The organism is Actinomadura harenae (genome assembly GCF_003696215.1).
Lineage (GTDB): Bacteria > Actinomycetota > Actinomycetes > Streptosporangiales > Streptosporangiaceae > Spirillospora > Spirillospora harenae.
On the sequence record NZ_RFFG01000072.1, the window covers coordinates 1 to 24,962 of the forward strand.

Sequence of the window (24,962 nt, forward strand, 5' to 3'; positions counted from 1 at the left end):
GCGGCCCGGCCGCCTGGGCCGCCGAGCGGTTCGGCGTCCGGCCGATCCTGCTGGAGCCGATGCCCGCCGCCGGACGGGCCGCCGCGCGCCTGTTCGGCCTGCCGGTCCTCGCCGCGGACGGCGCCCGCGTCCCGCTCCGGGACGGGTCGGTCGACGCCGTGTGGTGCCTGGGCGTGCTGGACGTCGTCCCGGACATGGCGGCCCTGCTCCGCGAGATCCGCCGCGTCCTGCGGCCGGGCGGGTCGCTCGGCCTGCTCGTCGTCGTGGCGCAGGGCCGCCAGGTCCTGCCGGCGCCGGAGGGCAACGCCTTCCCGACCCGGCGGGAGCTCGGCGACCTGCTCGCCGCGACGGGGTTCGCCGTCCTCCGGCAGATCGACCGGCCGGACGGCACGCCGCCGTCCTGGACGCGCCGGGCCGAGCGGGTCGCGGCGGAGGTCGCGTCCCGGCACCGGGCCGACCGGGCACTGGCCCTCGCGGACCGGCAGAGCGAGCGGTTCACCCGGCTGTTCGCCGCCGGGCAGATCGTGTTCCGGCTGGTGCACGCCGTCGGGCGGCCCGCTCCCCGCCCGCCGCTTCCGCCCGTGAAGGAGTGATCCGGGCGGGCGCGAGCGTGCCCTGGCGGTCCACACCGGGGCGCGGCATGAACCCGCCGAGGTCGCGGCGATGGCGCGCCGCGCCCGACCGGAGCGCCGGGTCCCCGGCCGGGGACCCGGGCCCGGTTCAGTGGACGTGCGGGCCGCCGGTCATCTCCGGCTTGCCCGGAGGGACGAGCCACAGCGCCAGGACGGCGGCCGCCCCGGCGGTGATCGCGAACACGGTGTACGCGCGGGTGAAGCCGTCCACGGACGGCGCCGCCGCGAGGCCCGCGGCCGCGATCGTCGACGCGAGCGCGACGCCGATCGCCGCGCCCAGCTCGTGGAAGGTGTTGACGACGCCCGAGACCATCCCGGCCTCGGAGTGCGTGACGTGCGCGAGGGCCGAGGTCGTGGCGGTGACGAACACCGGTCCCACACCCGCCGCGGCGAGCGTGATGCCCGGCAGGAAGTGCAGGGCGACGCTTCCGGACGCCGGGAGGAAGGCCAGCAGGCCGGTGCCCGCGGCGACCAGGCCGAGGCCGGCGACGGCGACCGGACGGCGTCCGACCGTCCCGACGAAGTGCCCGCCGAGGTGCGCGCCGACGCCGGTCGCGAGCGCGGCGGGCAGGAACAGCAGGCCGGTCCGCAGCGCGCCGATCCCCCGCAGGTGCTGGAGGTAGAGCGAGCCGAGGAAGAACAGCGAGATGAGCAGGCCGGACGCGATCAGCATCAGCAGTCCCCCGACGGCGACCGGGCGGCGGGCCAGCATGCGGACGTTCACCAGCGGGTTCCGGACGCGCCGCTCGACCACGGCGAACGCCGCGTAGAGCAGGACGGCGGCCGCCAGCGGCAGCAGCGTCCCGGGGGACGTCCAGCCGGAGTCTCCCGCGTGGACCATGCCGTAGATGAACGCGCCGGTGGCCGCGGTGACGGTGACGGCGCCGAGCAGGTCCAGGTCGCGCGGCGTCCCGGCGCGGACGGCGCGGAGCGTGGCGGGCAGCACCGCGAGCAGGACGGCGCCGACCGGGACGTTCACGAAGAACACCCAGCGCCAGCCGGGTCCGGCGGTGAGCGCGCCGCCGACCAGGACGCCCGCGGCGAAGCCGATCCCGCCGAGGGACGCCCACACGCCGAGGGCCTTGTTCCGCTCGGGGCCGTGGAAGGCGGTGGTGAGGGTGGCGAGCGCCGCCGGGGACAGCAGCGCCGCGCCGACGCCCTGGGCGGCGCGTCCGCCGAGCAGCAGGGCGGCGTTCCCGGCGAGGCCGGTGGCGAGCGAGGCGGCGGTGAACAGCACCAGGCCGGTCAGCAGGACGCGGCGCGTGCCGAACGCGTCGGCGAGCCGCCCGCCGAGCGCCATCAGACCGCCGAAGAACAGCGTGTAGATGGTCACGGCCCAGGTCAGGGTCGTGCGGCCGAGATGCAGGCCCGCGCCGATGTCGGGCAGCGCGACGTTGATGACCGTGACGTCCAGGATCAGCATGAACTGGGCGACGGCCAGCAGGATCAGCATCCGCCAGCGGCGCGGGTCGGGCGCCGGGCCGGACGCGTCGTGCCCCTCGTGGGCGTGAGGCGCCCCGGGGGCGTGATGCGCGCCGTGCGCGGTGGGCGCGTCGTGGGCGGCGTGCGGGTGAGCCACGGATCTTCTCCTCAGGCAGGGGAAACCATAAACCGAACAGCGCTGTTCGACTTAACGTACTCCGTGCCCGGCGATAACTCCAACAGGGTTGTTCGATTTAGGGGATAGGGTGGGCCCATGCCGAACGGGGGGACCACGCGCCGCCGCGCGGACGCCGAACGCAACATCGCCGCGATCCTGGACGCCGCGGCCGACCTGCTGGCCCGCGCGCCGGACGTCGGCGTCGGCGACATCGCCAAGGCCGCGGGCGTCGGGCGCGTCACGGTGTACGCGCACTTCCCGTCGCGCGAGGACCTCGTCCGGGCCGTCGTGGCGCGGGCCATCGAAGAGAGCATGACCGCCGTCGCCGCGGCCGCCGACGACACCACGGACGCGGATCACGCCGCCGACGCGGATGACACCGTGGACGCGGAGGAGGCGTTCGCGCGGCTGATCCGGGAGAGCTGGCCGACGCTCGGCCGTTATGGGCGCCTGCACGAGGCGGCGCTGCGGGCGCTGCCCGCCGAGGAGGTCCGCGGGCATCACGAGCGGCCGATGGACGCCGTCCGCGCGCTGATCGAGCGCGGCCGGTCCACGGGCGCGTTCCGCACCGACCTCGACACCGGCTGGCTGGTCACGACCGTCTACGCGCTGCTCCACGCCGCCGCGGACGACGTCGCCGCGGGCACGCTCGACCGGGACCGGGCCGCCGACGTCCTCCAGGCGACCCTGCTGTCGGTGCTGCGGCCCGCGTCGCCGCCCCCTACCCCGCGCGGGACCTGACCCGCGCCGCCGGGACGAGCTGGAGCAGGACGGCGGCGGCCCCGGCGGCGAGGCCGACGCCGAACGTGAAGGCGAACACCGTCGGCACGGACGTCAGCGGCGTCGCGCCGGGCCACAGCAGGTTCCGGAACGCGACCGTGAGGTGGGTCGCGACGGCGCCGACGACCAGGGAGGACTCGGCCACGCGCCGCCCGCGCGGGCGCGCCGGGCGGGCGATGAACCCGGCGACCGCGTTGGCCAGCACGCAGAAGGCGAGGAAGGCGGTCAGCTCCACGGCGAACATCCAGAGGACGAGCAGCGGGTCCGTCCACCGTTCGCCGATGGCCTGCGCGGCGGTGATCCCGGTGGCGGCCACGGTGCTCGCCGCGACGAAGACGGTCAGGGCGTGCCGCCGCACCCATCCGGCGGCCTCCGGACGGGCCAGGATCCGCAGCACCGGAATCCGCTCGCACAGCAGGACGACGTCGCCGAGCCAGTCGTGCCGCCATCGCCCGGACGATCCGCGCGGCGCGCGGTACCGCCGCAGCAGTGCGAGCACCAGCCCGGTGACCAGGGAGTTCACGGCGAGGCCGCCGATGAGGAACGCCGTCCAGCCGTTCCAGGCCGCATAACCCACGCGGGCGATGACCGAGGCCCACTCGGCGGCGAGGGTGAGCGCGGCGAGCGCGAGCATCGCCCCGGCCGCGCGGGCCGTCTGCTGCGCGCGGTCCGTCCGCCCCGGCGCGTCCGGAGCGCGCCGGACGAGGAGCCGGAGGAGGACGACCGCCGCGAGCATCGGCACCGCGAACTGGGTGAACGACAGGACGGCGTCGTACGGGTCGTCCTGCCAGGGGCTGACCGCCCTGACCGGTTTGTCGTGGGTCGCGAACAGCGTCAGCGCCTCGAACAGGCCCGCCGCGCCCAGGCACGCCCCGATCACGGCCGCCGTCGGCGCCTTCTTCCCGGTGGGTTCCACAGTGCTCATAGTACGCGCATCGTAGTACGCGTTGTGTAGTAGCGGGCCGGGATTCTCGCGGCGGGACGGCCGGTGCGTGATACTTGACGCGTAGCATCAACCGTCGGAAGGACGACCGTGCAGGTCAACGACTCGCAGACCCTCGTGCTGTGCGTGCTGGCGGACGGCCCCATGCACGGCTACGCCATCAACACCGCGATCGAGGGGCTCACCGGGAGCCGCCTCGGACCGGGCAGCCTCTACGGGGCGCTGACCCGCCTCGAGGCCAAGGGGTTCGTCGAGCACCTGGAGGGCGAGGGACGCCAGCGGCCCGTCCGGCTCACCGCCGACGGCCGCAAGGCCCTCGAGGAGGAGCTCCGGGCGATGGCCCACGTCGCGGCCGTCGGCCTGCGCAGCCTCGGGGTGGCGCCCGCATGACCGCCGCGCGCACCGCGGCGCGCACGGCCGCGCGCGGCCTGGTGCGCCTGTACCCGGCGCCGCTCCGCGAGCAGTGGGGTCCGGACCTGGAGGAGGAGATCGCCGCCGCCGGATGGCGCTCCTGGCCCGACACGCTGCTCGGCATCGCGGACATGTGGCTCCACCCCGGCCTCTGGCCCGCCGGTTCGCGGGCGCAGCGGCAGCTGCGCACGACGACGCTGGCCATCTCGCTCACCGCGCTGTGCTGGTTCGTCGCCCATGTCGGCGTCGAGACGGACGCCTCGCTGGCGCGCGGCGCCGGGCACTCGGCGGCGATGTCGGCGGGGATCGCGGTCATGCTGGCGGGACTCGTCCTGGTCGCTCCGGTGCCGAGGCCGAGCGTGGCGCTGCTGCGGGTGCTGGCCCGGGCCGTCCTCGTCCGGTTCACACTCCCGGTGGCGGTGGCCGCGGCGGTCGTCGCGGCGGTGCGGAGCGGGGTCGTCGCGGATCCGCCGCTGCTGGTGCGCGGTGTCGTGCTCGCCGCCTGGTGGACGGCCGTGGGCGTCGGCGCGGTCCGGGCGAGCCTGATCGCGGCCGACCTCGGCGCGCGGTTCGTCGTTCCGCCTCGTCCGGGACGGCTCCGGTTCGGCACCGGGGTCCTGGCGGCCGGGGCGGCGATCGAGGCCGCGACGCTCCTCGGCTCGTCCCTCGGCACCCGGACGGACCCGTCCGCGTTCGGCGTCGCCGCGCTGTCGCTCGCGCTGCTGCCCGCCTTCGTCCCCGTGCTGCGCGGCTGCCGTCCTCCGTCGGCGTCCCGTCCCGAGGGGTAGCCCCAGCACCACCGCCGGACGGAACCGGACGCTACCGACAACCCCCGGTCTTCCCCCCGATGCTGGATGTACGCGCAATGGAGGCGAGGTACGGGGATGACGGTCATGGAGTTGGAGTCCACCAAGGACACAACGAACGATCTGGACAGGTTCGACACCAGCCGCTTCCTGGCGCGCCTGGCCCGGGGCACCCGGGGCCGTGCCGCGCTGGAGGTCTACGTGCAGGGCGGTCTCTACGACGTGACCGTGGCGGACGGCTACACCCGGTCGCTGCTGCGCGGCGCGGTCCACGGGCCGGGGTGGGTGCTCGCCTGGGGGCAGCTCCCGCCGGACGGCGCGCCCGTGGAGGTGTCGTTCACGGGCCGCCGCCTGGACCTGCCGGTCCGCGTCCAGGTGCTCGGGGACCGGTTCTGGGTCGCCACGGCGGACGTCAGAGCCCGGTCGGTGGTCGTCGCCGCGCCGCCGGAGACGGTGACCTCGCGGCTGCGGGCCGTCCGCCGGAGGTCACCGCGCCGGTGACCGTCAGTCGCGCAGCCCGGCGGTGGAGGCGCCAGGCTTCGGCCGGGTCAGGGTCGGGGCGAGCATGGCCAGGAGGGCGATGAGCGCGCAGGCCCCGGTGACGGCGGCGAGCGGTCCCCACGGGACGACGAGGGTCGTCCCGTGGGTCACGCGGCTCAGCGCCGCCCACATCCCCGCCAGGCTGACCGCGGTGACCCCCAGGGCCGCCGCGACGCCCACGCAGACCACGACGACGGCCTCCCCCGCCGCCACCCGCGCGACCTGGAGCGGTGTCGCCCCCGTCAGCCGCAGGACGGCCCGGTCGCGCGACCGGTCGGCCGCCACCATGGCCAGCGTGTTCGCGATCGCGATGCCGCAGTAGGCGAGCGCGATCCCCAGCGTCACGAGGATGCCGAGCCGGCTGCTACGGCTCTTGCCGGGCGTCCCCTCGGCGTCGGCGTGAGCGGAGACGACCTCCACGCCGAGCCCGCGCGTGGCCGCGCGGAGCCGCCCCTCGACGGCGGACCGGTCGGCGCCGGGCCGGACGACCACGTCGACGCGTCCGGTCGGGGACGGGCCGCCGTGCGCGGACGTCAGGTAGGTCGTTCCGTCGTCCAGTCCGCTCCTCACGACCGCCGCCACGCGCAGGGACGCCCGGGTGCCGTCGCCGAGCCACACGTCCACGCGGTCGCCGGGCCGCTTCTCCCATTCCTTGTCCACGACGAGGGCGTCGTCGCCGAGGTTGGCGATCGTGCCGTCGACGACCTCCAGCCGTTCCGTCCTGCCGAGGTCCCCGGCCCGGACGATCCGCCCGTCGAACCGGCGCGGCACTCCGCCCTCGCCGACCGTGAACACCGACGTCCGCCCGACCGGCACCGCCACCGCACCCGGGACGGACCGCACCCGGTTCAGCACCACGTCGCCGACACCGCGGGAACCGCCGCTCGGCCGGACGACGAAGTCCGCGCGGACGCGCTGCCGGGCCTCGGCGGTCCTGGTCGCGTCGACCGAGGCGCCCGTGCCGAGCAGGGCCCCGGCCAACCCGACCGTGACCAGGACGGGCGCGGCGACGCCCGCCGTCCGGCGGGCCGCGGCCAGGGTGTTCTCCCTGACCAGGAGCCCGGTCGCGCCGCCGGAGCGGGTCAGCGGCCAGGTGAGCAGCCGCGTCAGCCGGGGCACGACGACGGGCGCGAGCAGCGCGGCGCCGGTGATCAGCAGCATGATCGCGGGGGTGTATCCCTTGCGGTCGGCGGCCGACGACGGATCGCTCACGGCGGTCGTGGCCAGGGTCGCCAGGCCGGAGCCGAACGCGGCCAGCCCGAGGAGCCGGCGGACGGGCGTCATCGTCCGGCCTTCGACGCGGGACTCCCGCAGCGCCTCCGCCGGACGCACCCGTCCCGCGCGCCTCGATGCCGCCGTCACGCCGAGCAGCGACACCAGCGGGCCGGTCACGAACGCGATCACGAGCGGCCAGGGCGTCACCGGGACGGTGAACCCCGACGGCGCGAGCCCGCGCCGGACCAGCCAGTGCGCGAGCAGCCCGGCGCCGCCCGGTGCCAGGGCGCAGCCCGCGGCCGAGGCGAACACACCGACCAGCAGCGACTCCACCGTCAGCAGCCGCCGGACCTGGCGCGGCGTCGCACCGATGACGCGCAGCAGCGCCAGCTCGCGGCGCCGCTGCGTCACGGCCAGCGCGAACGTGGACGCCACGACGAACACCGCGACGAACCCGGCGATGCCCGCGGCGACGCCGAGCAGCACGCCGGTGTCGTCCAGCGCGCGGCGCTCACGGTCGGGGTCGGGGTCGGCGTCGTGGCGGGACGCGCCGGTCAGCACCGCGGCGGACGTCCCGGTGGCGCGGCGCGCGGCGTCCGCGGAGCCGGTGACCGCCAGGCCGTCCACGCGCGGGGACAGCCGGGCGGCCTCGCGGTCGGCGAAGAACACCGCGTGCTCGAACCCCGCCGGCGCGGTGACGCCGGAGACCGTGTACGTCCGGAGCCCGGTGCCGGTCACGACGCCGACGCGGTCGCCGACGCGGGCACCGGCCACGGCAGTGTCACCGGCCACGACGATGTCACCGGACGCGCGCGGGGCCGTCCCGGCGAGGAGCCGGTACCCGGCGAACCGCGCGACCGACCAGGGGTGCCCGACGTTCGTCGGGCCGTCGCCGACCACATGCGCGGGGAAGTCGCGGTCCTGGACGACCGGAACGGCCGCGCTCACGCGCGCCACGAGGTCGGGCGGCAGCCCCTTCGAGGCGTCCAGGGTCGGGTGGCCGGTCATCGTGGCCGTCTCCACGGTCAGCGTCCGGAAGGGCCGGACGACCGCGTCGGCCTGCGCGAACCGCTGCGGCCGCGGGTGCCGCGCCGCCGGGTCGGACGTCGCGGCGAGCGCCAGTCCCATGGCGGCCGTCATCGCCACGCCGAGGGCGAGCGCCACGAACGTCCCGGCCAGGGAGAGGCGGCGCGTCCGCAGGGTGGACAGGGCGATGCTCAGCACGCGCGCGCCTCCAGCCGGGTGACGTGCGCGGACACCCGCTCGGGCGAAGCGCCCGCGAGTTCCCCGGCGAGCCGTCCGTCGGCGAGGAACACGACGCGGTCCGCGCGGGCCGCGGCGACCGGGTCGTGCGTGACCATGATGACCGTCTGCCGCCGTTCGTCGACCAGGCCGCGCAGCAGGTCCAGCACGGTGTGGGACGCGGCGGAGTCGAGCGCCCCGGTCGGCTCGTCGGCGAACAGGACGGCGGGCCGCGTGACCAGCGCGCGGGCGATCGCCACACGCTGCTGCTGCCCGCCGGACAGCTCGCCCGGCCGGTGCCCGGCCCGGCCCGCCAGGCCCACCTCCGCCAGGACGGCCCGGACCTCCGCCGCCTTCGGGCGCCGCCCGGCCAGCCGCAGCGGCAGCCCGACGTTCTGCTCGGCGGTGAGCGACGGGACCAGGTTGAACGCCTGGAACACGAACCCGATCCGGTCGCGGCGCAGCCGGGTGAGGGCGGTCTCGCGCAGCCCGTCCAGTTCCACGCCCGCGACGGCGACCGTGCCGGAGGTCGGCCGGTCCAGTCCCGCCGCGCACTGGAGCAGCGTCGACTTGCCCGAGCCGGACGGTCCCATGACCGCGGTGAACGAGCCCGCCGCGAAGGCCGCCGTCACGTCGTCGAGCGCCGTGACGGCTCCGGGGCCGGACCCGAACACCCGGCGCACCGAACGGAGTTGAACCACGTCATCCATGCCCGGAAGTCAACCGGCGGGCCGGGACCCGCGCAGCGTCGCCAATGCCACTCTTGGAGGTAGCGCAGGCGCTACCTGTCCGCGCACCCGTCGCCGGTGGCGTTCGGCGCGACAGGCCGGGTGCCCTACCGTGTGCGGATGGCGAGCACGACGGCGTGGCAGGCCCTCACCTCGCGGCGCTTCCTGCTGACCGGGTGGCCGTGGCGGGCGATCGGATACCTGGCGGGCGGCGCAGCCGCCGGATGCGCGTCGCTGCTGGTCCTGCTGCCGGTGTTCCTGCTCGGGACGGTCGGCTCGGTCGTGCTCGTCGGCATCCCCGTGCTGGTGGCGCTGGGGTTGTGCGGGGTGCCGCTGGGAGTGTTCGAGCGGTGGCGGCTGAGGATGGTCGACCGGCGTCCGGCGCCCGACGGGCACGCGCGTCCGGAGCGTCCGGGGGTGCGGGCGTGGGCGGTGTTCCGGTACCGGGAGCAGGCCACCTGGCGGGAGCTGGCGTACGCGCTGCTGATGACCACCGTCCTGTGGGTGTTCGACCTGTCGGCGCTGGTCATGGCCCTGATCGTCCCGTGCGCGCTGCTGTCGGCCCCGTACGCGCAGTCGTTCGCCGATCCGGGGGACGACCGGATCCAGGTGATGAAGGTCGTCTCGGTGAGCAGCGCCGCCGAGGCGTGGGCGCTGGTGCCCGCCGGGCTGCTCCTGCTGCCCGTCGCCGCGTACGCCCTGACCGTCGCGGCCGCCGCGCGCGGCGCGCTCGCCCGGGTGCTGCTCACCGGGCGCGAGCGCGAGCTCGGACGGCGGCTCGCGGCGGTGACGCGGTCCCGCGCCGAGCTGGTGGACGCGTTCGAGGTCGAGCGGCGGCGGATCGAGCGCGACCTGCACGACGGCGCGCAGCAGCGGCTCGTCGCGCTGACCATGACACTCGGCCTCGCCGGGATCAGCACCGGCGACGAGGCGTCCGCGCTGGTGGAGCGGGCGCACCGGGAGTCCCGGCTCGTCCTGGACGAGCTGCGGCGGCTGATCCGCGGCGTCCACCCCGGGGTGCTCAGCGACCGCGGCCTGCGCGCCGCCGTCGAGGACGCGGCGGACTGCTCCCCCGTGCCCGTCGACGTCACCCTCGACCTGCCCGGACGCCTGCCGCGCACCCTGGAGAGCACCGCCTACTTCGTGGTCAGCGAGGCGCTCGCCAACGTCGCCCGGCACAGCGGGGCCGGGCGGGCAGAGGTCCGGGGACGGGTGGAGGACGGCGTGCTCGCGCTGGAGGTCCGCGACGACGGCGTCGGCGGCGCCGACCCGGCGGCCGGGACGGGCCTCGCCGGGCTGGCCGTGCGGGTCGCGGCCGTCGATGGCAGGCTGTCGCTGACCAGCCCTCCCCAGGGACCGACCGTGCTGCGTGTGGAGCTTCCGTGGATCCAGGCCGCCCCCTCCGGATAGTCCTCGCCGAGGACGGCCTCCTACTGCGCGAGGGGCTGCCCGGCCTGTTCCGGCGGTTCGGGCACACCACGGTCGCGGCGGTCGGCGACGCCCCCGCGCTGGTCGCGGCCGTGGCCGAGCACGACCCCGACCTGGTGGTCACCGACGTCCGGATGCCGCCGGGCTTCTCGGACGAGGGCCTGCGCGCGGCGCTGGACCTGCGCGCCTCCCGGCCAGGGCTGCCGGTGCTCGTCCTGAGCCAGTACGTCGAGCGCGACTCGGCCGCCGAGCTGCTGACGTCCCGGGGCGGCGCGGGCGTCGGCTACCTGCTGAAGGACCGGATCGGCGACATCGAGGAGTTCGCCGACGCGGTCGCGCGGGTCGCGGCGGGCGGCACCGCCGTGGACCCCGAGGTCGTCCGGCGCCTGCTGCTGCGCCGCCGCGACCCGCTGTCCGCGCTCACCCCGCGCGAGCGCGAGGTGCTCGGGCTGATGGCCGAGGGCCGCTCCAACGCGGCGATCGGCCGCGCGCTCGGGGTCGGCGACGCGTCCGTGGCCAAGCACATCCGCGGCATCCTGGCGAAGCTGGACCTGCCGCCGGGCGAGGACGACCACCGCCGCGTCCGCGCCGTCCTGACCTTCCTCGGCGCCGACCCGCGCACCTGACGGATCGGTTCCCTCGCAGGTCAGGCCGGGCGGCGCGCGATGCCGAGGACCTGTGGGGACGGCGGGAAGGGCATGCCGGTGTCGGCGCGTCCCAGGCGGTCGAGCCGTTCGAGGTCGAAGCCCGCCCTCCGGACGGCGGCGACGGTGTCGTGGCCCGTCCGGCAGCCGCCCATCAGGCGGGGCCAGACGGTCGCGTCGAGGACGTCCTGCACGCGTCCCCGTCCCCGGGTCCCGGCGCGGACGTGTTCGAAGAACCGCAGCTCGCCACCCGGACGCAGCACGCGCAGGATCTCGGCCAGCGCCGCGTCCTGGTCGGGGACGCTGCACAGCACCAGCGACGTCACGGCCGTGTCGAACGAGGCGTCCACGGCGGGGAGGCGCGCGGCGGTGCCCGGCACGACCTCGATCGGGACCGGGGACCGCCCGGCGGCCTCCTCGGCGACCTCGCGGAGGACGCCCTCCGGCTCCACCGCCAGGACCCGGCCGACCTCGGGCGGGTAGTACGGGAAGCTGGACCCCGTCCCCACGCCGATCTCGATGACGTCCCCGCGCGCGCCCTTGAGGAGTTCCGCGCGGACCGTGGCGAGCTGCCGGTCCAGCGTGGGGATCATCCGCGCGTAGTACCGGGCGAACAGCGGATGGCCTCGGTACGCGTCTGCCTGCGACATCGTCTCTCCTCTCGGTGCGCCCCCGCGTCCTTCCTTCCCCTCTCCCGGGGACGTCCAAAAGTCGGCGGCGGAGACTACAGGACGGTGACGCGGCCCGGTTCGCCTTCGGTGACGCGTCCGACGAGCGCGGCGGGCAGGCCGCGTCCGCGCAGGTCGGCGAGGAGGTCGCCGGGGTCGTCCGGGACGACGAGGAGCAGCCCGCCGGACGTCTGCGCGTCGTGCAGCAGGACGGCCAGCTCCCGGGGGACGCCGTCCGCGACGGTGACGGCGTCGGCCAGGTAGGCCGTGTTGGCGTTCGTCCCGCCCGGCACGAATCCGGCGGCGGCCAGGTCGCGGGCTCCCGGCAGCAGCGGGACGCTCCCGGCGCGGATCTCGGCGGCCACCCCGGCGGCGAGCGCCATCCGGTGCAGGTGGCCGAGCAGCCCGAACCCGGTGACGTCCGTGGCGGCGCGCACCCCGGCGGCGAGCGCGGCCTCCGCCGCTCCCGCGTTCAGCGTGGTCATGGACGCGACGGACGCGGCGACCGTCTCCGCGTCCGCGCCGCCGCGCTTGAGCCCGGTCGACACGACGCCCGTCCCGATCGCCTTGGTCAGGACGAGGTGGCTCCCCGCGGCCGCCCTGTCGATCGCGAACAGCCGGTCGGGGTGCGCCATGCCGATGACCGCCATGCCGTACTTCGGGACGGGGTCGCTGATGGTGTGGCCGCCGACGACGAGGCAGCCGCCCGCGGACGCCGCGTCCGCGCCGCCGCGCATCACCTCGCCGAGCAGCTCCACGGGCAGGTCGTCGCCCGGCCACGCGGCGAGGTTCACCGCCATCAGCGGGCGGCCGCCCATGGCGTACACGTCGGAGAGCGCGTTGGTCGCGGCGATCCGTCCCCAGTCGTAGGGGTCGTCGACGATCGGGGTGAAGAAGTCGGTGGTGAGGATGAGCGCGCGCTCGCCGTCCAGGCGCAGGACGGCCGCGTCGTCTCCCTCGGCGGCGCCGATCAGCAGGTCGCCGGACGCGGGCGCGAGCCCCGGGCCGAGGGAGGCGAACAGGCCGTCCAGCTTGGCCAGGGGGAGCTTGCAGGCGCACCCCGCTCCCGGCGACAGCGAGGTGAGCCTGACGGCCTGCTCGGGGGGTGCGCCCATGCGTCGTCCTCCACCAGCCTCGGGAGTCCTGGTCTCGGACGCTACCAACCGGGCGTCCGCCCCGGAAGGCCGGACGCCCGGCGGTCCGCGCCGGGCGCACCGGGCGCACCCGGCGTCGGCGCTGGGCGCGTTCGCCTACCAGGCGTAGGCCTCGGGGGCGGGCTTGGGGCCGTTCAGGCCGGGCGGCGGGAACAGCTCGTCCAGCTTCGCGAGGGTGCCCGCGTCCAGGGTGATGTCGAGGGCGCGCAGCGAGCCGTCCAGCTGGCCGACCGTCCGGGGGCCGATGATCGGGCCGGTCACGCCCTCCTGCGCGAGCAGCCAGGCCAGGCCGACGTGCGCCGGGTCCTCGCCGAGGTCGGCCGCCAGCTTCTCGTACTCCTCCAGCGTGTCGCGGTGCCGCTCGAGCTCCTCGGCCCACCGGCCCGTGCCGCTGCGCTCGGCGACGCCCTCGCGGTGCTTGCGCAGGACGCCGCTGAGCATCCCGCCGTGCAGCGGCGACCACGGGATCACGCCCACGCCGTAGTGCTTCGCCGCGGGCAGCACCTCCAGCTCCACCCAGCGCGACATCAGGTTGTAGATCGACTGCTCGCTGACCAGGCCGAGGAAGTGCCGCGTGCGGGCCGCCTCCTGCGCCTGCGCGATGTTCCAGCCCGCGAAGTTGGACGACCCGAAGTACAGCACCTTGCCCTGCTGGCGCAGGACGCTGAACGCCTCCCAGATCTCCTCCCACGGCGTGCTCCGGTCGACGTGGTGCATCTGGTACAGGTCGACGTAGTCGGTCTGGAGCCGCTTCAGCGACTTCTCGACCTCACGCCGGATGTGCAGCGCGGACAGGCCGCTGTCGTTCGGCCCGTCCCCGACCTGCATGTACACCTTCGTGCCGAGGACGGTCTTCTCGCGCCGTCCGCCGCCCTGGGCGAACCACCGTCCGATGATCTCCTCGGTGGCGCCGTCGCCGTGCACCCGGCCGTACACGTTCGCGGTGTCGAAGAAGTTGATGCCGTGCCCGTGGGCGGCGTCCATGATCGCGTGGCTCTCCTCCTCGGACGCCTTCATGCCGAAGTTCATCGTGCCGAGGACCAGCCGGGACACCGACAGGCCGCTACGTCCGAGACGCGTGTACTCCATCTGACTCACCCTTCGAGGACTTTCGTTAGCCGCAACAAGTGCGATGCGATGAACGTACAACTTGCAACACCGATGTTGCAAGTTCATCCTGAACGGCAACTCGGACGTATGCTTTGGACATGACAACTCAGGGGCGTACGGCTTCTCAAGGGCGCACGGCTTCTCAGGAGCGCACGGCTTCGGCGAAGGGCGGGCGCCCGCTGCGCGCGGACGCCGAGCGAACGGTGAGGGCGATCCTCGAGGCGGCCGAACGCACCCTCGGCGCCGACCCGGCGGCCACCATGGAGCAGATCGCCGAGGCCGCCGGGGTGGCCCGGACGACCGTCCACCGGCGCTTCGCCACCCGTGAGGCGCTCGTCGAGGCCCTCGGGACCTGGGCGATCCAGCGCCTCGCGGACGCGGTCGAGGCCGCGCACCCCGACACCGCGCCGCCGCTGGTCGCGCTCTACCAGACGACCGCGAACGTCCTGGAGGTGAAGCTCGACTGGGCGTTCGCGACGAACCAGGTGTCATCGCCCACCCCGGAGGTGGCGCGCATGAGCGCCGAGATCCGCGAACGGTGCGAGCGGCTGCTGCGCCGAACGCGGGACGCGGGCGTCCTCCGCGAGGACGTCGACATCGAGTGGACCCGCCGCGTGTACTACGCCCTCATCCACCAGGCGACCCTGCACCGCGCGGACGGGGACGACACCGGCGCGATGGCGACGCTCGTCGTCGACACCCTCCTGCGCGGCGCCGGCACGGCGAACCCCGGCCACCTCTGACCACCCCCGGCGCCCACGAGGCCGAACCGGGATGTGTACAGTCCCGGTTATGCGGATGAGCGAAGGCGTCGAGTGGGGGCTGCACTGCTGCGTGACCCTGGGCTGGCTCGACGAGCACGCCCCGGTCTCGATCCGGCGGCTCGCGCTCTGGTTCGACCTCCCGCAGGAGTACCTGAAGAAACGCCTCCAGGCGCTGGCCAGGGCGGGGATCCTGACGTCCAGCCCGGGGATCCGGGGCGGCTGGTCCCTGACCCGGCCAGCGGAGCGGATCACCGTCATGGAGGTGGTCGCCGCCCTGGAGGACGGCCTCGACCTCTTCCGGTGCACCGAGGTCCGGCAGCGCGGCGCCGGCGGCGCGAACGCCACGGACGCCGAGTTCGCCGAGACCTGCGGCATCTCGGCGGTGATGCGCCGCGCCGAGATGGCCTGGCGCCGCGAGCTCGCCGCGCACACGATCGCCGACCTGATGGAGCGCAGCCCCCAGGGCGCCGAGCGCACCCGCCGCGACTACCTCCGCATGGCGGGCTCCGCATGACCGGCTGACACGACCCGCCGACGCGACCTGCCGAACGGCCCGCCGAAGCGGCCTGCTGAAGTGATCGCCGCCCACTCCCGGGCGGCCTGCTTTCGAGAGGAACAGGGATGTCGAATATCCCGATAGCTCGACCGGTGGAGGCCCCCGCCTCCACCGGCGGGGCACGGCCGGAGGACGCGCCCCGCGGACTCGGCTCCACGGCGATCCTGGCGCTCGGCACGTTCGCCGTCGGGACGGACGCCTACGTCGTGGCCGGGTTCCTGCCCGCCATGGCGCGCTCGCTGCACGTCTCGGAGTCGGCTGCGGGACAGTCGGCGACGGTGTTCGCGATCACCTACGCCGTGCTGTCCCCCGTCCTGGCCACGCTGCTCGCGCGGGTGCCGCGCCGGGCGCTGCTGGTCGGCGCGCTGGCCGTCCTCACCGTGGCCAACCTCGGCTCGGCGCTGGCGCCGGACTTCGGATGGCTGATGGCGAGCCGCGTCCTGGCGGCGCTGGGCGCGGCCGCGTTCACCCCGAACGCGGGCGCGGTCGCGTCGTCGCTGGTCGCGCCCGCCCAGCGGGCCCGCGCGCTGGCCGTGGTGATCGGCGGGCTGACGATGGCGACCGCCCTCGGTGTCCCGCTGGGCGACCTCGCCGGGCGGGTCCTGGACTGGCGGATGGCGCTCGGCCTGGTCGCGGCGCTGTGCGCGGTGGCGGCGGGCGGCGTCCTCGCCGCGATGCCCGCGCTGCCGGGCGCCCCGCCCATCCCCCTGCGGCGGCGGCTCGCCGCCCTCCGCGACCCGGCCGTCCTGGCGATCCTGCCACTGACCGTGGCCGGGATCGCGGCGGGGTACGGCCTGTACGCGTTCGCCGTCCCGGTGCTGCGCGCCCTCGGGAGCGGGCCTTCCGAGGAGGCGTGGCTGCTGTTCCTGTACGGCGTCGGGGCCGTCCTGGGGAATCTGTTCTCGGGCGCGACGGTCGACCGGCACGGGGCCGTCCGCGTCCAGGCGGTCGGGTTCACCGGCCTGGCGGTCACGCTGGCGGCGTTCGCGTGGGCCGCGCACGCGGGCGTCCGCCTGCTGCCGCTCACGGCCGTCCTGATGGTCGCCTGGGGCGCCGCCACCTGGTTCCAGACCCCCGCTCAGCAGGTCCGCCTGATCAACGCCGCGCCGGACGAGACCGCCGTGGTCATCGGCCTGAACGCGGCCGCCCTGTACGGCGGGATCGCGCTCGGCACGGCCCTCGGCGGCCTCCTGCTGCCGTCCGGCGCGGCGCCGGCCCTCGCCGCCGCCGCCGTCCTGGCGCTGCTGTGCCTGCCCTACCTGTGGGCCACCCGGCGCTTCGGCCGGGCCGCGTGAGGGGTCAGTCCGCCGTCCAGGGGCGGAGCTTCTCGGGGTTCCGGACGCCCCAGAGGTGCCTCACCCGGCCGTCCTCGAAGCCGAAGGTGAACACCGCCGCGATCGCGCCCTCGTGGCGCACGACCAGGCCGGGACGGGCGTTGACCGTCCGCTCCAGGACCTCCATGCCCGGCGCCAGGTCGAGGACCCGGACCAGGTGGCGGGCGATCGCCTCGGCGCCCTCGACCGGCTCCAGCAGGGCCGAGACGACGCCTCCGCCGTCGCCGACCGCGACCGCGTCGGGGGCGAGGACGGCGACGAGCGCGCCGATGTCCTTGGTCTCCCACGCCCGTTTCAGGTCGCGGACGACGCGGGCGCTCTGCGCGGACGGCGCGGCGGACGTCCGGGCCGCGTCCAGGCGGCGGCGGGCCGACACCGCCAGCTGGCGGCACGCCGCCGGGGTCCGGCCGACGATCTCGGCGACCTCGGCGAACGGGTAGCGGAACACGTCGTGCAGGACGAACGCGACCCGCTCGGCAGGGGTCGTCGACTCCAGGACGACGAGGAACGCCATGGTGATCGACTCGTCCAGGGTGACGCGCTCGGCCGGGTCGGCGACGGCGCCCCCGCCGCCCTCGCCGGGACGGCCGTCGATCCGGCCGGGGACGGGCTCGGGGAGCCACGCGCCCACGTAGCTCTCGCGCCGGGCGCGCGCCGAGCCGAGCACGTCCAGGCAGATGCGGCCCGCGACCCGGGTCAGCCAGGCCGCCGGATTGCCGATCGCGTCCTGGCGCTCCCGCGGCTGGGCGTACCAGCGCGTGTAGGTCTCCTGGACGACGTCCTCGGCGTCCGCGAGGGAGCCGAGCAGCCGGTAGGCGAGGCTGATCAGGTGGCGGCGTTCGCTCATGAGCGCGTCCAGGCCGTCGCCGGGAGCGCCCGCGTCCGGTGCCGTCGGCGTCGTGTCCGGGGGCGTCGTGTCCGGCTCGTGTCGGGTGTCCATGGCGCGTCGTCCCCCTCGGTCGGTGTCGTCCGTCGTCATCACGACGAAACGGGCGTCCGGAATGTGATGTCGGCCGCCCGGCTCCGCGTGCGCCTCACATTCGCCACAGCCGCGTCGTCGTACCGCCGAACGACCACCTTCCACCCGAAGACAGGGAAACGCGACATCATGACCACTCTGACCGGGCTGAGCGAGCTCGCGGGCGACTACACCCTGGACGCCGGGCGCTCGCGCCTCGGGTTCGTCGCCAGGCACACCGTCGGCGGCAAGGTCCGCGGCAGGTTCAGCGAAGTCGAGGGGACCGCGCGCCTGGACGCCGGCGACCCGGCGGCGTCCCGCGTCCGCCTGACCCTCCGCGCCGAGAGCCTGGACACCGGGAACGCGCAGCGCGACGGCCTGGTGTGCGGCATGCTCCTGAAGTCCGGCGACCACCCGGTCCTCACCTTCGTCTCCACCGAGGTGCGGATCCTGAACGAGAGCGCGTTCCGGATCACCGGCGGACTGACCGTCCGCGGCACGACGAAGCCGCTCACGATGGACTTCCAGGTGACCGGCACCGACCCCGGGGGCGTGGTGACCGCCGTCGGCCGGACGGCCGTCCTCAGCACCGGCTGGGGCGTGAAGACCGTCATGACCAGGCCGTTCATCAGCGCGAAGGTGGAGCTGGAGATCGAGGTCACCGCGGTCCGGCTCCCCTGACCGGCCCGGAGGGCGGGGACGGGCGCGCCGCCCCCGCCGTCTCAGGCCGCGATCACTCGGACGGCCGGGCGTCCTGCCCGCCGTCCTCGTGGTCGCCGTGGTCGCCGTGGTCGCCGTTCGAGCCGTGACCGGCGCGACCGTGGTCGCCGTCCTTGCCGTCCCTGCCGTCCTTGCCGGACGGCGGCTCCCCCACGAAGGCGGCCGTGCGGACGTCGCCGCTGCGGGCCCCCTCCACGCGGACGGTGTCGCCGGTCTTGATCGTGTCGATCTTCTGCCCGTGGCCGACCCGGGTGCCGGAGTCCAGCGTCCAGGTCCAGTCGGTGCCGTCGTCGCTCCGGACGGTCAGCGACGTCGCGGACACGGCCCTCACCTTGCCGCTCTGGACGTCCCGCAGGACGTACGCGCCCTTCTCGTCCTTCACGGTGAACTCCCCGTGCAGCGCCGCGAAGCGGCCTGCGCCCGGGCCGTGGCCATGGCCGGAGCCGTGGCCGGGTCCGCGGTCGCGGCCGTCCGCCTGGTGCTGCCCGGACGTGCCGGATTTCCCCGAGCCCCCGGAGCCGTCGGCCAGCGCGGGGAGGCCGGCGGCCACTCCCGCGACGGCTCCCGCCGCGAGCGCTCCCGTGACCACGCCGATGGCGAGCCTCTTGTGCATGGTGACCTCCTGATCGTGCGGTCGGATGTGGCCACAGGGAAGGAACCGCAGATGAGAGGCTCGTTCGCGGTTCATGAGAGAACGATGAGAGGACGGCAAAGCCTGGCGCCGGAGTGATCGGCCGGCCGTCAGGACGGCCGGTCCCGGAGCTCCTGCGTCGCGTCCCGGTACGCGGCGGCGACGTGGACGAACATCTCCAGCATCAGCGCGGCCTGCTCCGGGCCGAAGTGCTCCGCCACCTTCCCCAGGTGCCGCTCCGACAGCGACGCCGCCGCGTAGTACTTCGCCATGCCGTCCTCGACGGGCTCGACGATGACGGCGCGCCGGTCGTGGGGGCTGCGCGTCCGCCGGACGTAGCCGCCGCGCTCGAGCCGGTCGACCAGGCGGGTCGCGGACGCCGACGGCAGGTCGAGCTCGGCGGAGATCGCGCCGACCGGGAGCGGGCCCCGCATCTCCATGAGGATCAGCGCGGCCACGTCCACCGTCTGCAGGCCGAGCCGGTCGGCGACCGACTGGTTGTGCAGCATGAACGAGATCACGAACTCGCGGTAGAGGTCCGCCGCCTGATGACTGTGGGGCACTGTTCAACTCTACTCCTGTCCGATGTATCTTCGATTCGGAGATACATCGGACAGGAGATAATCATGGACGTCATCGTGATCGGCGCCGGTGTGGGCGGGCTGGCCGTGGCCCGGCGGCTGCTGGCGGACGGGCACACCGTGCGCGTGTTCGAGAGGGCCCCCGAACGCCGGACGGGCGGCGCGGGGCTGACCATCTTCCCCAACGGCGCGGCGGTGCTGTCCGACCTCGGCATCGACCTGGACGGCGTCGGCGGGCGCATCGAGCGGATCGACGCGCGGACCGCCGCCGGGAGGCTGCGCACGAGCATGGACCTCGCCCACACGGCGGAGACCTTCGGCTTCCCCACCCGGTCGGTCTCCCGGCGGCGCCTCGTGGAACTGCTCTCCGACGGCCTGCCGGACGACCTGGTCCGCTACGGCGTGGCCTGCGCCCGCGTGACGCACGACGCGGACTCGGCCACCGCCGTGTTCGAGGACGGCACGACCGCGACCGGCGACCTGCTGATCGGCGCGGACGGCATCCACTCGGTCGTCCGGCGGCGGCTGTGGGGCGAGGGGACCGTCGTGCCCGCGTCGTTCGGCACCTGGCAGGGGCTCAGCGCGATCGACATCGACATCACCGACACGACCCTGCACTACATGATCACCGGCAGGGAGGGCGCGTGCGGGCTCATCCCGGCGGGTCCGGGCATGCTCCAGTGGTGGTTCGACGTCCGGTGGAAGCCGGCCGACCCGCGCCCGGACGCGCCGCTGGAGATGCTGCGCCGCCGGTTCGGGCACTGGGCCTCCCCGGTGCCCGAGGTGCTCGCCGCCGCGACCGAGGACGACCTCGACTTCTTCGGGCACCGCTGGAACAAGGTCCGCCGCGTGTGGGGCGAGGGCCGCGTCACGCTGCTCGGGGACTCCGCGCACACGATGCCGCCCACCCTCGGCCAGGGCGCGAACCAGACCTTCGAGGACGCCTGGGTGCTCGGGCGCGAGCTCGCCGACGAGAGCCGGAGCGTGCCCGACCGGCTGCGCGCATACGAGCTGGCCCGCCGCCCCCGCGTCAACCTGGTCTCCCAGATGGCCAAGCGGAACCCGGCGAACATGCGGATCCCCCCGTTCCTCGGGAAGCGCGTCCCCGAGACGGCGCAGACCACGCTGCTCCGCCGGTTCAGCAACCGGCTGAACGAGGGGCCGCTGCCGGCCGGGGAGCGCGTCCCGTCGGGAGCGGGCGCGTAACAGCGGCTAGAACGGCAGGACGGACGAGGGCGCCGGGACGGCGAGCGGCGCGGCGGCGGGCGTGAGGCGCCCGGACGCCGGGTCGCGGCGGAACACGGTCACGGTGCCCGACCGCTGGTTGGCGCAGAAGAGCAGGCGGCCGTCCGGGGTGAGGGCGATGTCGCGCGGCCAGGCCCCGCCGCAGGACACGACCTCGACGGGTTCGAGCGCCGCCCCGCCCGCGACGGTCGCGTGGACGGCGATCGTGTCGTCGCCCCGGTCGGTGCTGTACACGTGCGCGCCGTCCGGGGAGACGCGGAGGGCGGCCGAGAAGTTGACGGCGGGGTTCGCGGCGTCGCGGCGGGTCGGGAGCTCGGCGCCCGGTTCGAGGGTTCCGGACTCGGCGTCCCAGGCGCAGACGATGAGCGTGCACGACAGCTCGTTGATGAGGTAGGCGTGCCGTCCGGACGGGTGGAAGGCCAGGTGGCGCGGGCCCCGGCCGTCCGGGACACGCGCGGTGCCGTGGAGGTCGAGGCGGCCCTTGAGCGCGTCGAAGGCGTAGACGTGCACGCGGTCCGCGCCGAGGTCGGTGCACAGGACGAACCGTCCGTCCGGGGAGATCGCGGCCATGTGCGCGTGCGAGCCGGGCAGGTGGGCGATGGCCTGGACGGGCTCGGTCGCGGTGATCCGCCCGTCCGGGCCGGTCGGGAACACCGACAGGACGCCGTCGCCGTAGTTGGCGACGAACACGAACGGCGCGTCGGGGTGGACGGCGACGTGGCACGGCAGCGCTCCCCCGCTCGCCGCCTCGGCGACCGGCTCCCCGAGATCGTGGTCGTCGCCCAGTGGCACGGACGCGACGCGCCCGGTCTCCTCTTCGAGGACGGCGTGCAGCATGCCGTGGCGCGCGTCGAACGCGACGTAGGTCGGCTCGGGGAGCGGCAGCGTCCGCTCGACGGTCACCGCCCCGGACGCGTCGTACCGCGCGAGGCGCAGCGCCACGCCGGGGACGGGCCCGGAACCGCCGATGATCAGGCGGCCGGAGGTCTGCGGAGTGTGGTTCACGGTGCCGTCCCTGTTCCCTGCGCGAGTGCCGAGGTCAAACGATCAAGGTAGGCCCGGACCGGCCCGAACGTCAGCACGCCGCTCGCGGCCCCGGCGAGTTCCCCGGCGGCGGGTTCGAGGGCGTCGCGCAGGCGGCGCATCGCGGCCCGGTCGCCCAGGCGGAGGGCGATCTCGGCGTGCAGGCAGGAACGCGCCTCGAACAGCAGGTCGCGGGGTGAGGGCGGGATGTCGCCGGCCGCCCGCTCGGCCTCGGCGCGGAGTCCGCGCAGGAGGAGGAGCAGGGGCCGTGCCCAGGGCTCGTACGGGCCCCAGTCCATGTCGGCGAGGTCGGTGACGCCGGGCGCGTCCGTCGAGAGGCGCAGGCCGAGCAGGGCGAGCGGGAGCAGGCCGTGCTCGACGCCGCGCATGCCGGTGCCGTCGAGGCGGGCGGCGGCGCGGCGGTAGGCGTTCGCGGCGTCCGGCGCTCCCGTCGCGGCGAGCCGCATCGCGCGGTACCAGTCGGTGAAGACGCCGACGAGCGGGAGGTCGTGGCGGTCGGAGAGCGCGTCGGCGGCGTCCGCGTGCCGGTCGGCGGCGCCGAAGTCGGCGGCCGCCGAAAGCGACTGGACGAGGATGAGGTGCGCGAGGATCTCGTACGGCACGAGGCCGTGCTCGCGCGCGAGCTCCAGCAGCTCCGCGGCGATGCCCGCGCGTTCGGGGGCGAGGCCGGCGCGGTGGAAGGTCTGCAGGTAGCGGGCGTTGAGCGCGAACGCGAGCAGCGGCGGATCGCCGACGGTCCGGGCGAGGTCCTCCGCCTCGCGGGCCGCCGCGCCGCCGCGTCCGCCGGGGTCGGCGCGCAGTTCCATGCCGATCGTGGCGAGGAGGCGCGCGCGTTCCGCCGGGTGCTCGTCCGGGGGGAGCTCGGCGAGGAGGCGTCCGGCGGTCGCGGCCATCCGCTCGGCGAGATCGGGGTCGTCGCCGGCCGTCCAGTTCGCGGGCAGGTCGAACGCGCCGAGCACGCGCGCCGCGAGCAGCGGATCGGACGACCTCTCGGCGGACTCCAGCGCGATCGCGCGCTGTTCCCGGGCCCCCGCGAGGTCGCCGGTGAACGCCAGCGCCCGCCCCAGTCCCATCCGCGCCTCCAGCTCCACCCGCGTCTCCGGTCCCACCGACGTCTCCAGCCCCACCGACGTCTCCAGTCCCACCCGCGTCCCCGGCCGCTCACGCGGTTCGAGGTCGTCGGCGGTCGCCAGTTCGAGGGCGGCGCGCCACCAGCGGAGGGCGGCGTGGTGCTCGACGCGGCGCTCGGCGCGTTCGGCGGCGGCGCGCGCGTATCGGGCGGCGGACGGTCCGCCGGGGCCGCGCAGCAGGTGGTGGGCGATGGCCTCGACGTCGTCGGGGTGGTCGCGTTCGATCAGTTCGGCGACGCGGGCGTGCCAGCGGACGCGGCGCGCGCCCGGCAGGTCGGCGTAGAGGGTCTCGCGGACGAGCGGATGCGCGAAGGCGAGGCGTCCGCGCCCGGGTTCGGTGAGGAAGCCCGCGCGCAGGCCGCTCTCGACGGCGTCCAGGACCCGTTCCTCGTCACCGGCGAGCGCGATCAGGACGTCCAGGTCGACGACGTCGCCGAGCACGGACGCCCTGGCCAGGACGGCGCGCGCCGGTTCGGGCAGCCCGTCGAACCGGTGCCGGAGCACGTCGCGGACCCCGGCGGGCACCTCGTCGAGCGTCCCGTCCGCCTCCCACAGGCGGACCAGCTCGCGGACGAGGAACGGGTTCCCGCCGCTGCGGGCCCGCACCGCCCGGACGGCGTCGTCCGGGATCGGGGCACGGGCCACGGCGCGGGCGAGCCGGCCGGTGTCGTCGGCGCCGAGCCCGCCGAGGTAGATCCGGGCGGGTTCGGCGCGGGCGAGCCTGGCCAGGGCCTCGGCCAGCGCGCCGGGGATCTCGCCCGCGCGGAACGTCCCGGCGACGAGGATCCGGGCGGGGCCGTCGTCCGCGGTCGCGAGGACGGTCAGCAGCGCGAGGGTCTCCTCGTCCGCCCAGTGCAGGTCGTCGAAGACCAGCAGCAGCGGACGTTCCGCCGCCAGCCGGGCGACGTGGTCGGCGATCGCGCGGTGCCGCAGGAACCGCGCCCTGAGCGGGTCGGCGCCGTCGGCCTCGGGCTCCTCCGGCGGAGGCTCGAGGCCCGCGGCGGCCAGGTCCCGGACGATCTGCCGCCACGGCCAGCCGCCGGGGGCTCCGGGAATCTCGGGCGCCGCGCCGCGCGCGGTCGTCCACCCGCGGGACGCGAGCCGCTCGGCGAGGACGCGGGTCAGCGCCGTCTTCCCGGTGCCCGGTCCTCCCGACACCAGCGCCAGGCGCGGACGCCCGGCCACGGCCGCCTCCTCCAACGCGGCCAGCTCCCCCGCGCGCCCGACGAACATCTCGGCGGGCGGCCCGGCGGGCGGCCCGGCAGGCTGCCCGGCGGGCGGCTCGATGCAGGAGGAAGCCGGTGGGAGGAGGTCCGGGGACTGAGCGAGGATGTCGGCCTCGAGGCGGCGCAGGCCGGCGCCCGGATCGAGGCCCAGCTCGTCCCGCAGGACGGTCCGGGCCCGCCGCAGCGCGCCGAGCGCGTCGCCCTGCCGCCCCGACCGGTACAGCGCGAGCGCCAGCAGCGCCCAGGCGTCCTCGCGCAGCGGATGCGCCTCGACGTGGGCCTCCAGGTCCGGGACGGTCCCGGCCGCGCGGCCGAGGTCCAGGGCCGCGCGGGCGCGGCGCTCGACGGCCAGCAGCCGCAGCCCGGTCAGCCGCGCGACCTCGGCGCGGGCCCAGTCCTGGTCGGCGAACTCGGCGTACGCGGGGCCGCGCCACCAGCCGAGCGCCTCGTCCAGGCGGGCGAAGGCCTCCGCCGCGTCCAGGTCCGCGGACGCGGCGACCGCCTTCCGGAACCGTCCGGCGTCCACGGCGCCCGGCACGGTGCGCAGCGCGTACCCGGACGGGACGGTCACCAGCAGCCGGGACGGGGTGCGCGGCGGACGGTCCGGTTCGAGCGCCCGGCGGAGCGTCCCGACGAACGTCTGCACCGCGCCGAGGGCCTTGGCGGGCGGGTCGTCCCACAGGTCTCCGACCAGCACGGGCGCCGGCACCGCCCGTCCGCCCGCGACCAGGAGCCGCGCCAGGACGGCCCGGGGCCGCGCGCCCCGGACCTCCACGGACCGTCCCTGCGGATCCGCGACCGTCAGCGGCCCGAGGACCCCGAACGTCACCTCCCCCACATCTCCCCCACGTTCACCACGCTATCGGCGTCCG

General features: G+C 75.8%; 24 protein-coding genes. 12 read left to right on the top strand and 12 right to left on the bottom strand.

Annotation, left to right across the window (positions count from 1 at the left end; genetic code table 11):
* Positions 1-593: class I SAM-dependent methyltransferase (locus tag EBO15_RS30370; protein ID WP_147481722.1), on the top strand; the 593-nt coding region annotated here is incomplete at its 5' end.
* A 127-nt stretch (positions 594-720) separates the two neighbouring features.
* Here EBO15_RS30370 and EBO15_RS30375 read toward each other — a convergent pair.
* Positions 721-2,211, bottom strand: a complete 1,491-nt coding sequence (locus tag EBO15_RS30375) for an MFS transporter (RefSeq protein ID WP_233616539.1) — start codon at positions 2,209-2,211, stop codon at positions 721-723.
* A gap of 117 nt (positions 2,212-2,328) precedes the next feature.
* Between EBO15_RS30375 and EBO15_RS30380 the strand changes: the two genes are divergently transcribed.
* Positions 2,329-2,973: a TetR/AcrR family transcriptional regulator gene (locus EBO15_RS30380; protein WP_122197902.1), complete on the top strand. Its 645-nt coding sequence runs from the start codon at positions 2,329-2,331 to the stop codon at positions 2,971-2,973.
* Here EBO15_RS30380 and EBO15_RS30385 read toward each other — a convergent pair.
* Positions 2,954-3,937, bottom strand: coding sequence for a hypothetical protein (locus tag EBO15_RS30385; RefSeq protein ID WP_147481723.1), 984 nt, complete (start codon positions 3,935-3,937; stop codon positions 2,954-2,956). The genes EBO15_RS30380 and EBO15_RS30385 overlap by 20 nt on opposite strands.
* Before the next feature lie 108 nt (positions 3,938-4,045).
* Here EBO15_RS30385 and EBO15_RS30390 point away from each other — a divergent pair, with 108 nt between their 5' ends.
* The 3 genes from EBO15_RS30390 (at position 4,046) to EBO15_RS30400 (ending at position 5,673) form a co-directional block, all read left to right on the top strand.
* The gene (locus EBO15_RS30390; protein ID WP_122197904.1) at positions 4,046-4,345 is read left to right on the top strand and encodes a PadR family transcriptional regulator; all 300 of its coding nucleotides are present in this window, start codon (positions 4,046-4,048) and stop codon (positions 4,343-4,345) included.
* Positions 4,342-5,154: a hypothetical protein gene (locus EBO15_RS30395; RefSeq protein WP_122197905.1), complete on the top strand. Its 813-nt coding sequence runs from the start codon at positions 4,342-4,344 to the stop codon at positions 5,152-5,154. The genes EBO15_RS30390 and EBO15_RS30395 overlap by 4 nt, the downstream gene beginning before the upstream one ends.
* A gap of 96 nt (positions 5,155-5,250) precedes the next feature.
* On the top strand, positions 5,251-5,673 hold the full coding sequence (locus tag EBO15_RS30400) for a hypothetical protein (protein WP_122197906.1): 423 nt from the start codon (positions 5,251-5,253) through the stop codon (positions 5,671-5,673).
* A 3-nt stretch (positions 5,674-5,676) separates the two neighbouring features.
* Here EBO15_RS30400 and EBO15_RS30405 read toward each other — a convergent pair whose 3' ends face one another.
* Together EBO15_RS30405 and EBO15_RS30410 are read right to left on the bottom strand one after the other, a co-directional pair.
* A complete protein-coding gene (locus tag EBO15_RS30405; RefSeq protein ID WP_122197907.1) occupies positions 5,677-8,151 on the bottom strand; it encodes an ABC transporter permease in 2,475 nt (824 codons plus the stop codon).
* Positions 8,145-8,879, bottom strand: coding sequence for an ABC transporter ATP-binding protein (locus EBO15_RS30410; RefSeq protein ID WP_122197908.1), 735 nt, complete (start codon positions 8,877-8,879; stop codon positions 8,145-8,147). Before EBO15_RS30410 ends, EBO15_RS30405 begins: the two co-directional genes overlap by 7 nt.
* Positions 8,880-9,017: 138 nt before the next feature.
* Here EBO15_RS30410 and EBO15_RS45485 point away from each other — a divergent pair, with 138 nt between their 5' ends.
* Both EBO15_RS45485 and EBO15_RS45490 read left to right on the top strand, forming a co-directional pair.
* Positions 9,018-10,307 carry a sensor histidine kinase gene (locus EBO15_RS45485; RefSeq protein ID WP_199744900.1) on the top strand — a complete coding sequence of 430 codons (1,290 nt, stop codon included), beginning with the start codon at positions 9,018-9,020 and terminating at the stop codon, positions 10,305-10,307.
* Positions 10,280-10,951: a response regulator transcription factor gene (locus EBO15_RS45490; RefSeq protein WP_199744901.1), complete on the top strand. Its 672-nt coding sequence runs from the start codon at positions 10,280-10,282 to the stop codon at positions 10,949-10,951. Before EBO15_RS45485 ends, EBO15_RS45490 begins: the two co-directional genes overlap by 28 nt.
* Before the next feature lie 20 nt (positions 10,952-10,971).
* Here EBO15_RS45490 and EBO15_RS30420 read toward each other — a convergent pair whose 3' ends face one another.
* The 3 genes from EBO15_RS30420 to EBO15_RS30430 form a co-directional block, all read right to left on the bottom strand.
* Positions 10,972-11,619: a class I SAM-dependent methyltransferase gene (locus tag EBO15_RS30420; RefSeq protein ID WP_122197909.1), complete on the bottom strand. Its 648-nt coding sequence runs from the start codon at positions 11,617-11,619 to the stop codon at positions 10,972-10,974.
* A 74-nt stretch (positions 11,620-11,693) separates the two neighbouring features.
* Complete coding sequence (selD, locus tag EBO15_RS30425; protein WP_122197910.1) at positions 11,694-12,752, bottom strand: selenide, water dikinase SelD; 1,059 nt, start codon at positions 12,750-12,752, stop codon at positions 11,694-11,696.
* A 135-nt stretch (positions 12,753-12,887) separates the two neighbouring features.
* Positions 12,888-13,880: an aldo/keto reductase gene (locus EBO15_RS30430; protein ID WP_122197911.1), complete on the bottom strand. Its 993-nt coding sequence runs from the start codon at positions 13,878-13,880 to the stop codon at positions 12,888-12,890.
* Positions 13,881-14,104: 224 nt separating this feature from the next.
* Between EBO15_RS30430 and EBO15_RS30435 the strand changes: the two genes are divergently transcribed.
* The 3 genes from EBO15_RS30435 to EBO15_RS30445 all read left to right on the top strand — a co-directional run bounded on the left by EBO15_RS30435 (position 14,105) and on the right by EBO15_RS30445 (position 16,516).
* Positions 14,105-14,644 (top strand): TetR/AcrR family transcriptional regulator, encoded by a 540-nt coding sequence (locus tag EBO15_RS30435; RefSeq protein WP_233616540.1) that lies wholly within the window; start codon positions 14,105-14,107, stop codon positions 14,642-14,644.
* Positions 14,645-14,693: 49 nt separating this feature from the next.
* On the top strand, positions 14,694-15,179 hold the full coding sequence (locus EBO15_RS30440; RefSeq protein ID WP_122197913.1) for an RrF2 family transcriptional regulator: 486 nt from the start codon (positions 14,694-14,696) through the stop codon (positions 15,177-15,179).
* Between the two features lie 134 nt (positions 15,180-15,313).
* Positions 15,314-16,516, top strand: a complete 1,203-nt coding sequence (locus EBO15_RS30445; protein WP_199744902.1) for an MFS transporter — start codon at positions 15,314-15,316, stop codon at positions 16,514-16,516.
* Between the two features lie 4 nt (positions 16,517-16,520).
* Here the strand turns inward: EBO15_RS30445 and sigJ are convergent, their stop codons facing one another.
* Positions 16,521-17,495, bottom strand: a complete 975-nt coding sequence (gene sigJ, locus EBO15_RS30450; RefSeq protein WP_122197915.1) for an RNA polymerase sigma factor SigJ — start codon at positions 17,493-17,495, stop codon at positions 16,521-16,523.
* A gap of 168 nt (positions 17,496-17,663) precedes the next feature.
* On the opposite strand from sigJ, the gene EBO15_RS30455 reads away from it, so the two are divergent.
* Positions 17,664-18,194, top strand: a complete 531-nt coding sequence (locus EBO15_RS30455) for a YceI family protein (RefSeq protein WP_122197934.1) — start codon at positions 17,664-17,666, stop codon at positions 18,192-18,194.
* 52 nt (positions 18,195-18,246) lie between these two features.
* Here the strand turns inward: EBO15_RS30455 and EBO15_RS30460 are convergent, their stop codons facing one another.
* Both EBO15_RS30460 and EBO15_RS30465 read right to left on the bottom strand, forming a co-directional pair.
* Positions 18,247-18,846 (bottom strand): DUF5666 domain-containing protein, encoded by a 600-nt coding sequence (locus EBO15_RS30460; RefSeq protein WP_122197916.1) that lies wholly within the window; start codon positions 18,844-18,846, stop codon positions 18,247-18,249.
* 128 nt (positions 18,847-18,974) lie between these two features.
* Positions 18,975-19,427: a MarR family winged helix-turn-helix transcriptional regulator gene (locus EBO15_RS30465; protein ID WP_122197917.1), complete on the bottom strand. Its 453-nt coding sequence runs from the start codon at positions 19,425-19,427 to the stop codon at positions 18,975-18,977.
* A gap of 63 nt (positions 19,428-19,490) precedes the next feature.
* Here EBO15_RS30465 and EBO15_RS30470 point away from each other — a divergent pair, with 63 nt between their 5' ends.
* A complete protein-coding gene (locus tag EBO15_RS30470) occupies positions 19,491-20,651 on the top strand; it encodes an FAD-dependent oxidoreductase (protein WP_158628396.1) in 1,161 nt (386 codons plus the stop codon).
* 6 nt (positions 20,652-20,657) lie between these two features.
* On the opposite strand, the gene EBO15_RS30475 is transcribed toward EBO15_RS30470, so the two are convergent.
* Positions 20,658-21,695 carry a lactonase family protein gene (locus EBO15_RS30475; protein ID WP_122197919.1) on the bottom strand — a complete coding sequence of 346 codons (1,038 nt, stop codon included), beginning with the start codon at positions 21,693-21,695 and terminating at the stop codon, positions 20,658-20,660.
* Positions 21,692-24,919, bottom strand: coding sequence for a BTAD domain-containing putative transcriptional regulator (locus tag EBO15_RS30480; RefSeq protein ID WP_199744903.1), 3,228 nt, complete (start codon positions 24,917-24,919; stop codon positions 21,692-21,694). Before EBO15_RS30480 ends, EBO15_RS30475 begins: the two co-directional genes overlap by 4 nt.
* Between the last annotated feature and the right edge of the window lie 43 nt (positions 24,920-24,962).

What these genes read in the sequence shown, in the direction of transcription:
- EBO15_RS30380 (WP_122197902.1), top strand. Translation starts at nt 2,329, where the DNA reads ATGCCGAACGGGGGGACCACGCGCCGCCGCGCGGACGCCGAACGCAAC.
- EBO15_RS30385 (WP_147481723.1), bottom strand. Translation starts at nt 3,937, where the DNA reads ATGAGCACTGTGGAACCCACCGGGAAGAAGGCGCCGACGGCGGCCGTG.
- EBO15_RS30395 (WP_122197905.1), top strand. Translation starts at nt 4,342, where the DNA reads ATGACCGCCGCGCGCACCGCGGCGCGCACGGCCGCGCGCGGCCTGGTG.
- EBO15_RS30400 (WP_122197906.1), top strand. Translation starts at nt 5,251, where the DNA reads ATGACGGTCATGGAGTTGGAGTCCACCAAGGACACAACGAACGATCTG.
- EBO15_RS30410 (WP_122197908.1), bottom strand. Translation starts at nt 8,879, where the DNA reads ATGGATGACGTGGTTCAACTCCGTTCGGTGCGCCGGGTGTTCGGGTCC.
- EBO15_RS45485 (WP_199744900.1), top strand. Translation starts at nt 9,018, where the DNA reads ATGGCGAGCACGACGGCGTGGCAGGCCCTCACCTCGCGGCGCTTCCTG.
- EBO15_RS30420 (WP_122197909.1), bottom strand. Translation starts at nt 11,619, where the DNA reads ATGTCGCAGGCAGACGCGTACCGAGGCCATCCGCTGTTCGCCCGGTAC.
- selD (WP_122197910.1), bottom strand. Translation starts at nt 12,752, where the DNA reads ATGGGCGCACCCCCCGAGCAGGCCGTCAGGCTCACCTCGCTGTCGCCG.
- EBO15_RS30430 (WP_122197911.1), bottom strand. Translation starts at nt 13,880, where the DNA reads ATGGAGTACACGCGTCTCGGACGTAGCGGCCTGTCGGTGTCCCGGCTG.
- EBO15_RS30440 (WP_122197913.1), top strand. Translation starts at nt 14,694, where the DNA reads ATGCGGATGAGCGAAGGCGTCGAGTGGGGGCTGCACTGCTGCGTGACC.
- sigJ (WP_122197915.1), bottom strand. Translation starts at nt 17,495, where the DNA reads ATGGACACCCGACACGAGCCGGACACGACGCCCCCGGACACGACGCCG.
- EBO15_RS30455 (WP_122197934.1), top strand. Translation starts at nt 17,664, where the DNA reads ATGACCACTCTGACCGGGCTGAGCGAGCTCGCGGGCGACTACACCCTG.
- EBO15_RS30460 (WP_122197916.1), bottom strand. Translation starts at nt 18,846, where the DNA reads ATGCACAAGAGGCTCGCCATCGGCGTGGTCACGGGAGCGCTCGCGGCG.
- EBO15_RS30470 (WP_158628396.1), top strand. Translation starts at nt 19,491, where the DNA reads ATGGACGTCATCGTGATCGGCGCCGGTGTGGGCGGGCTGGCCGTGGCC.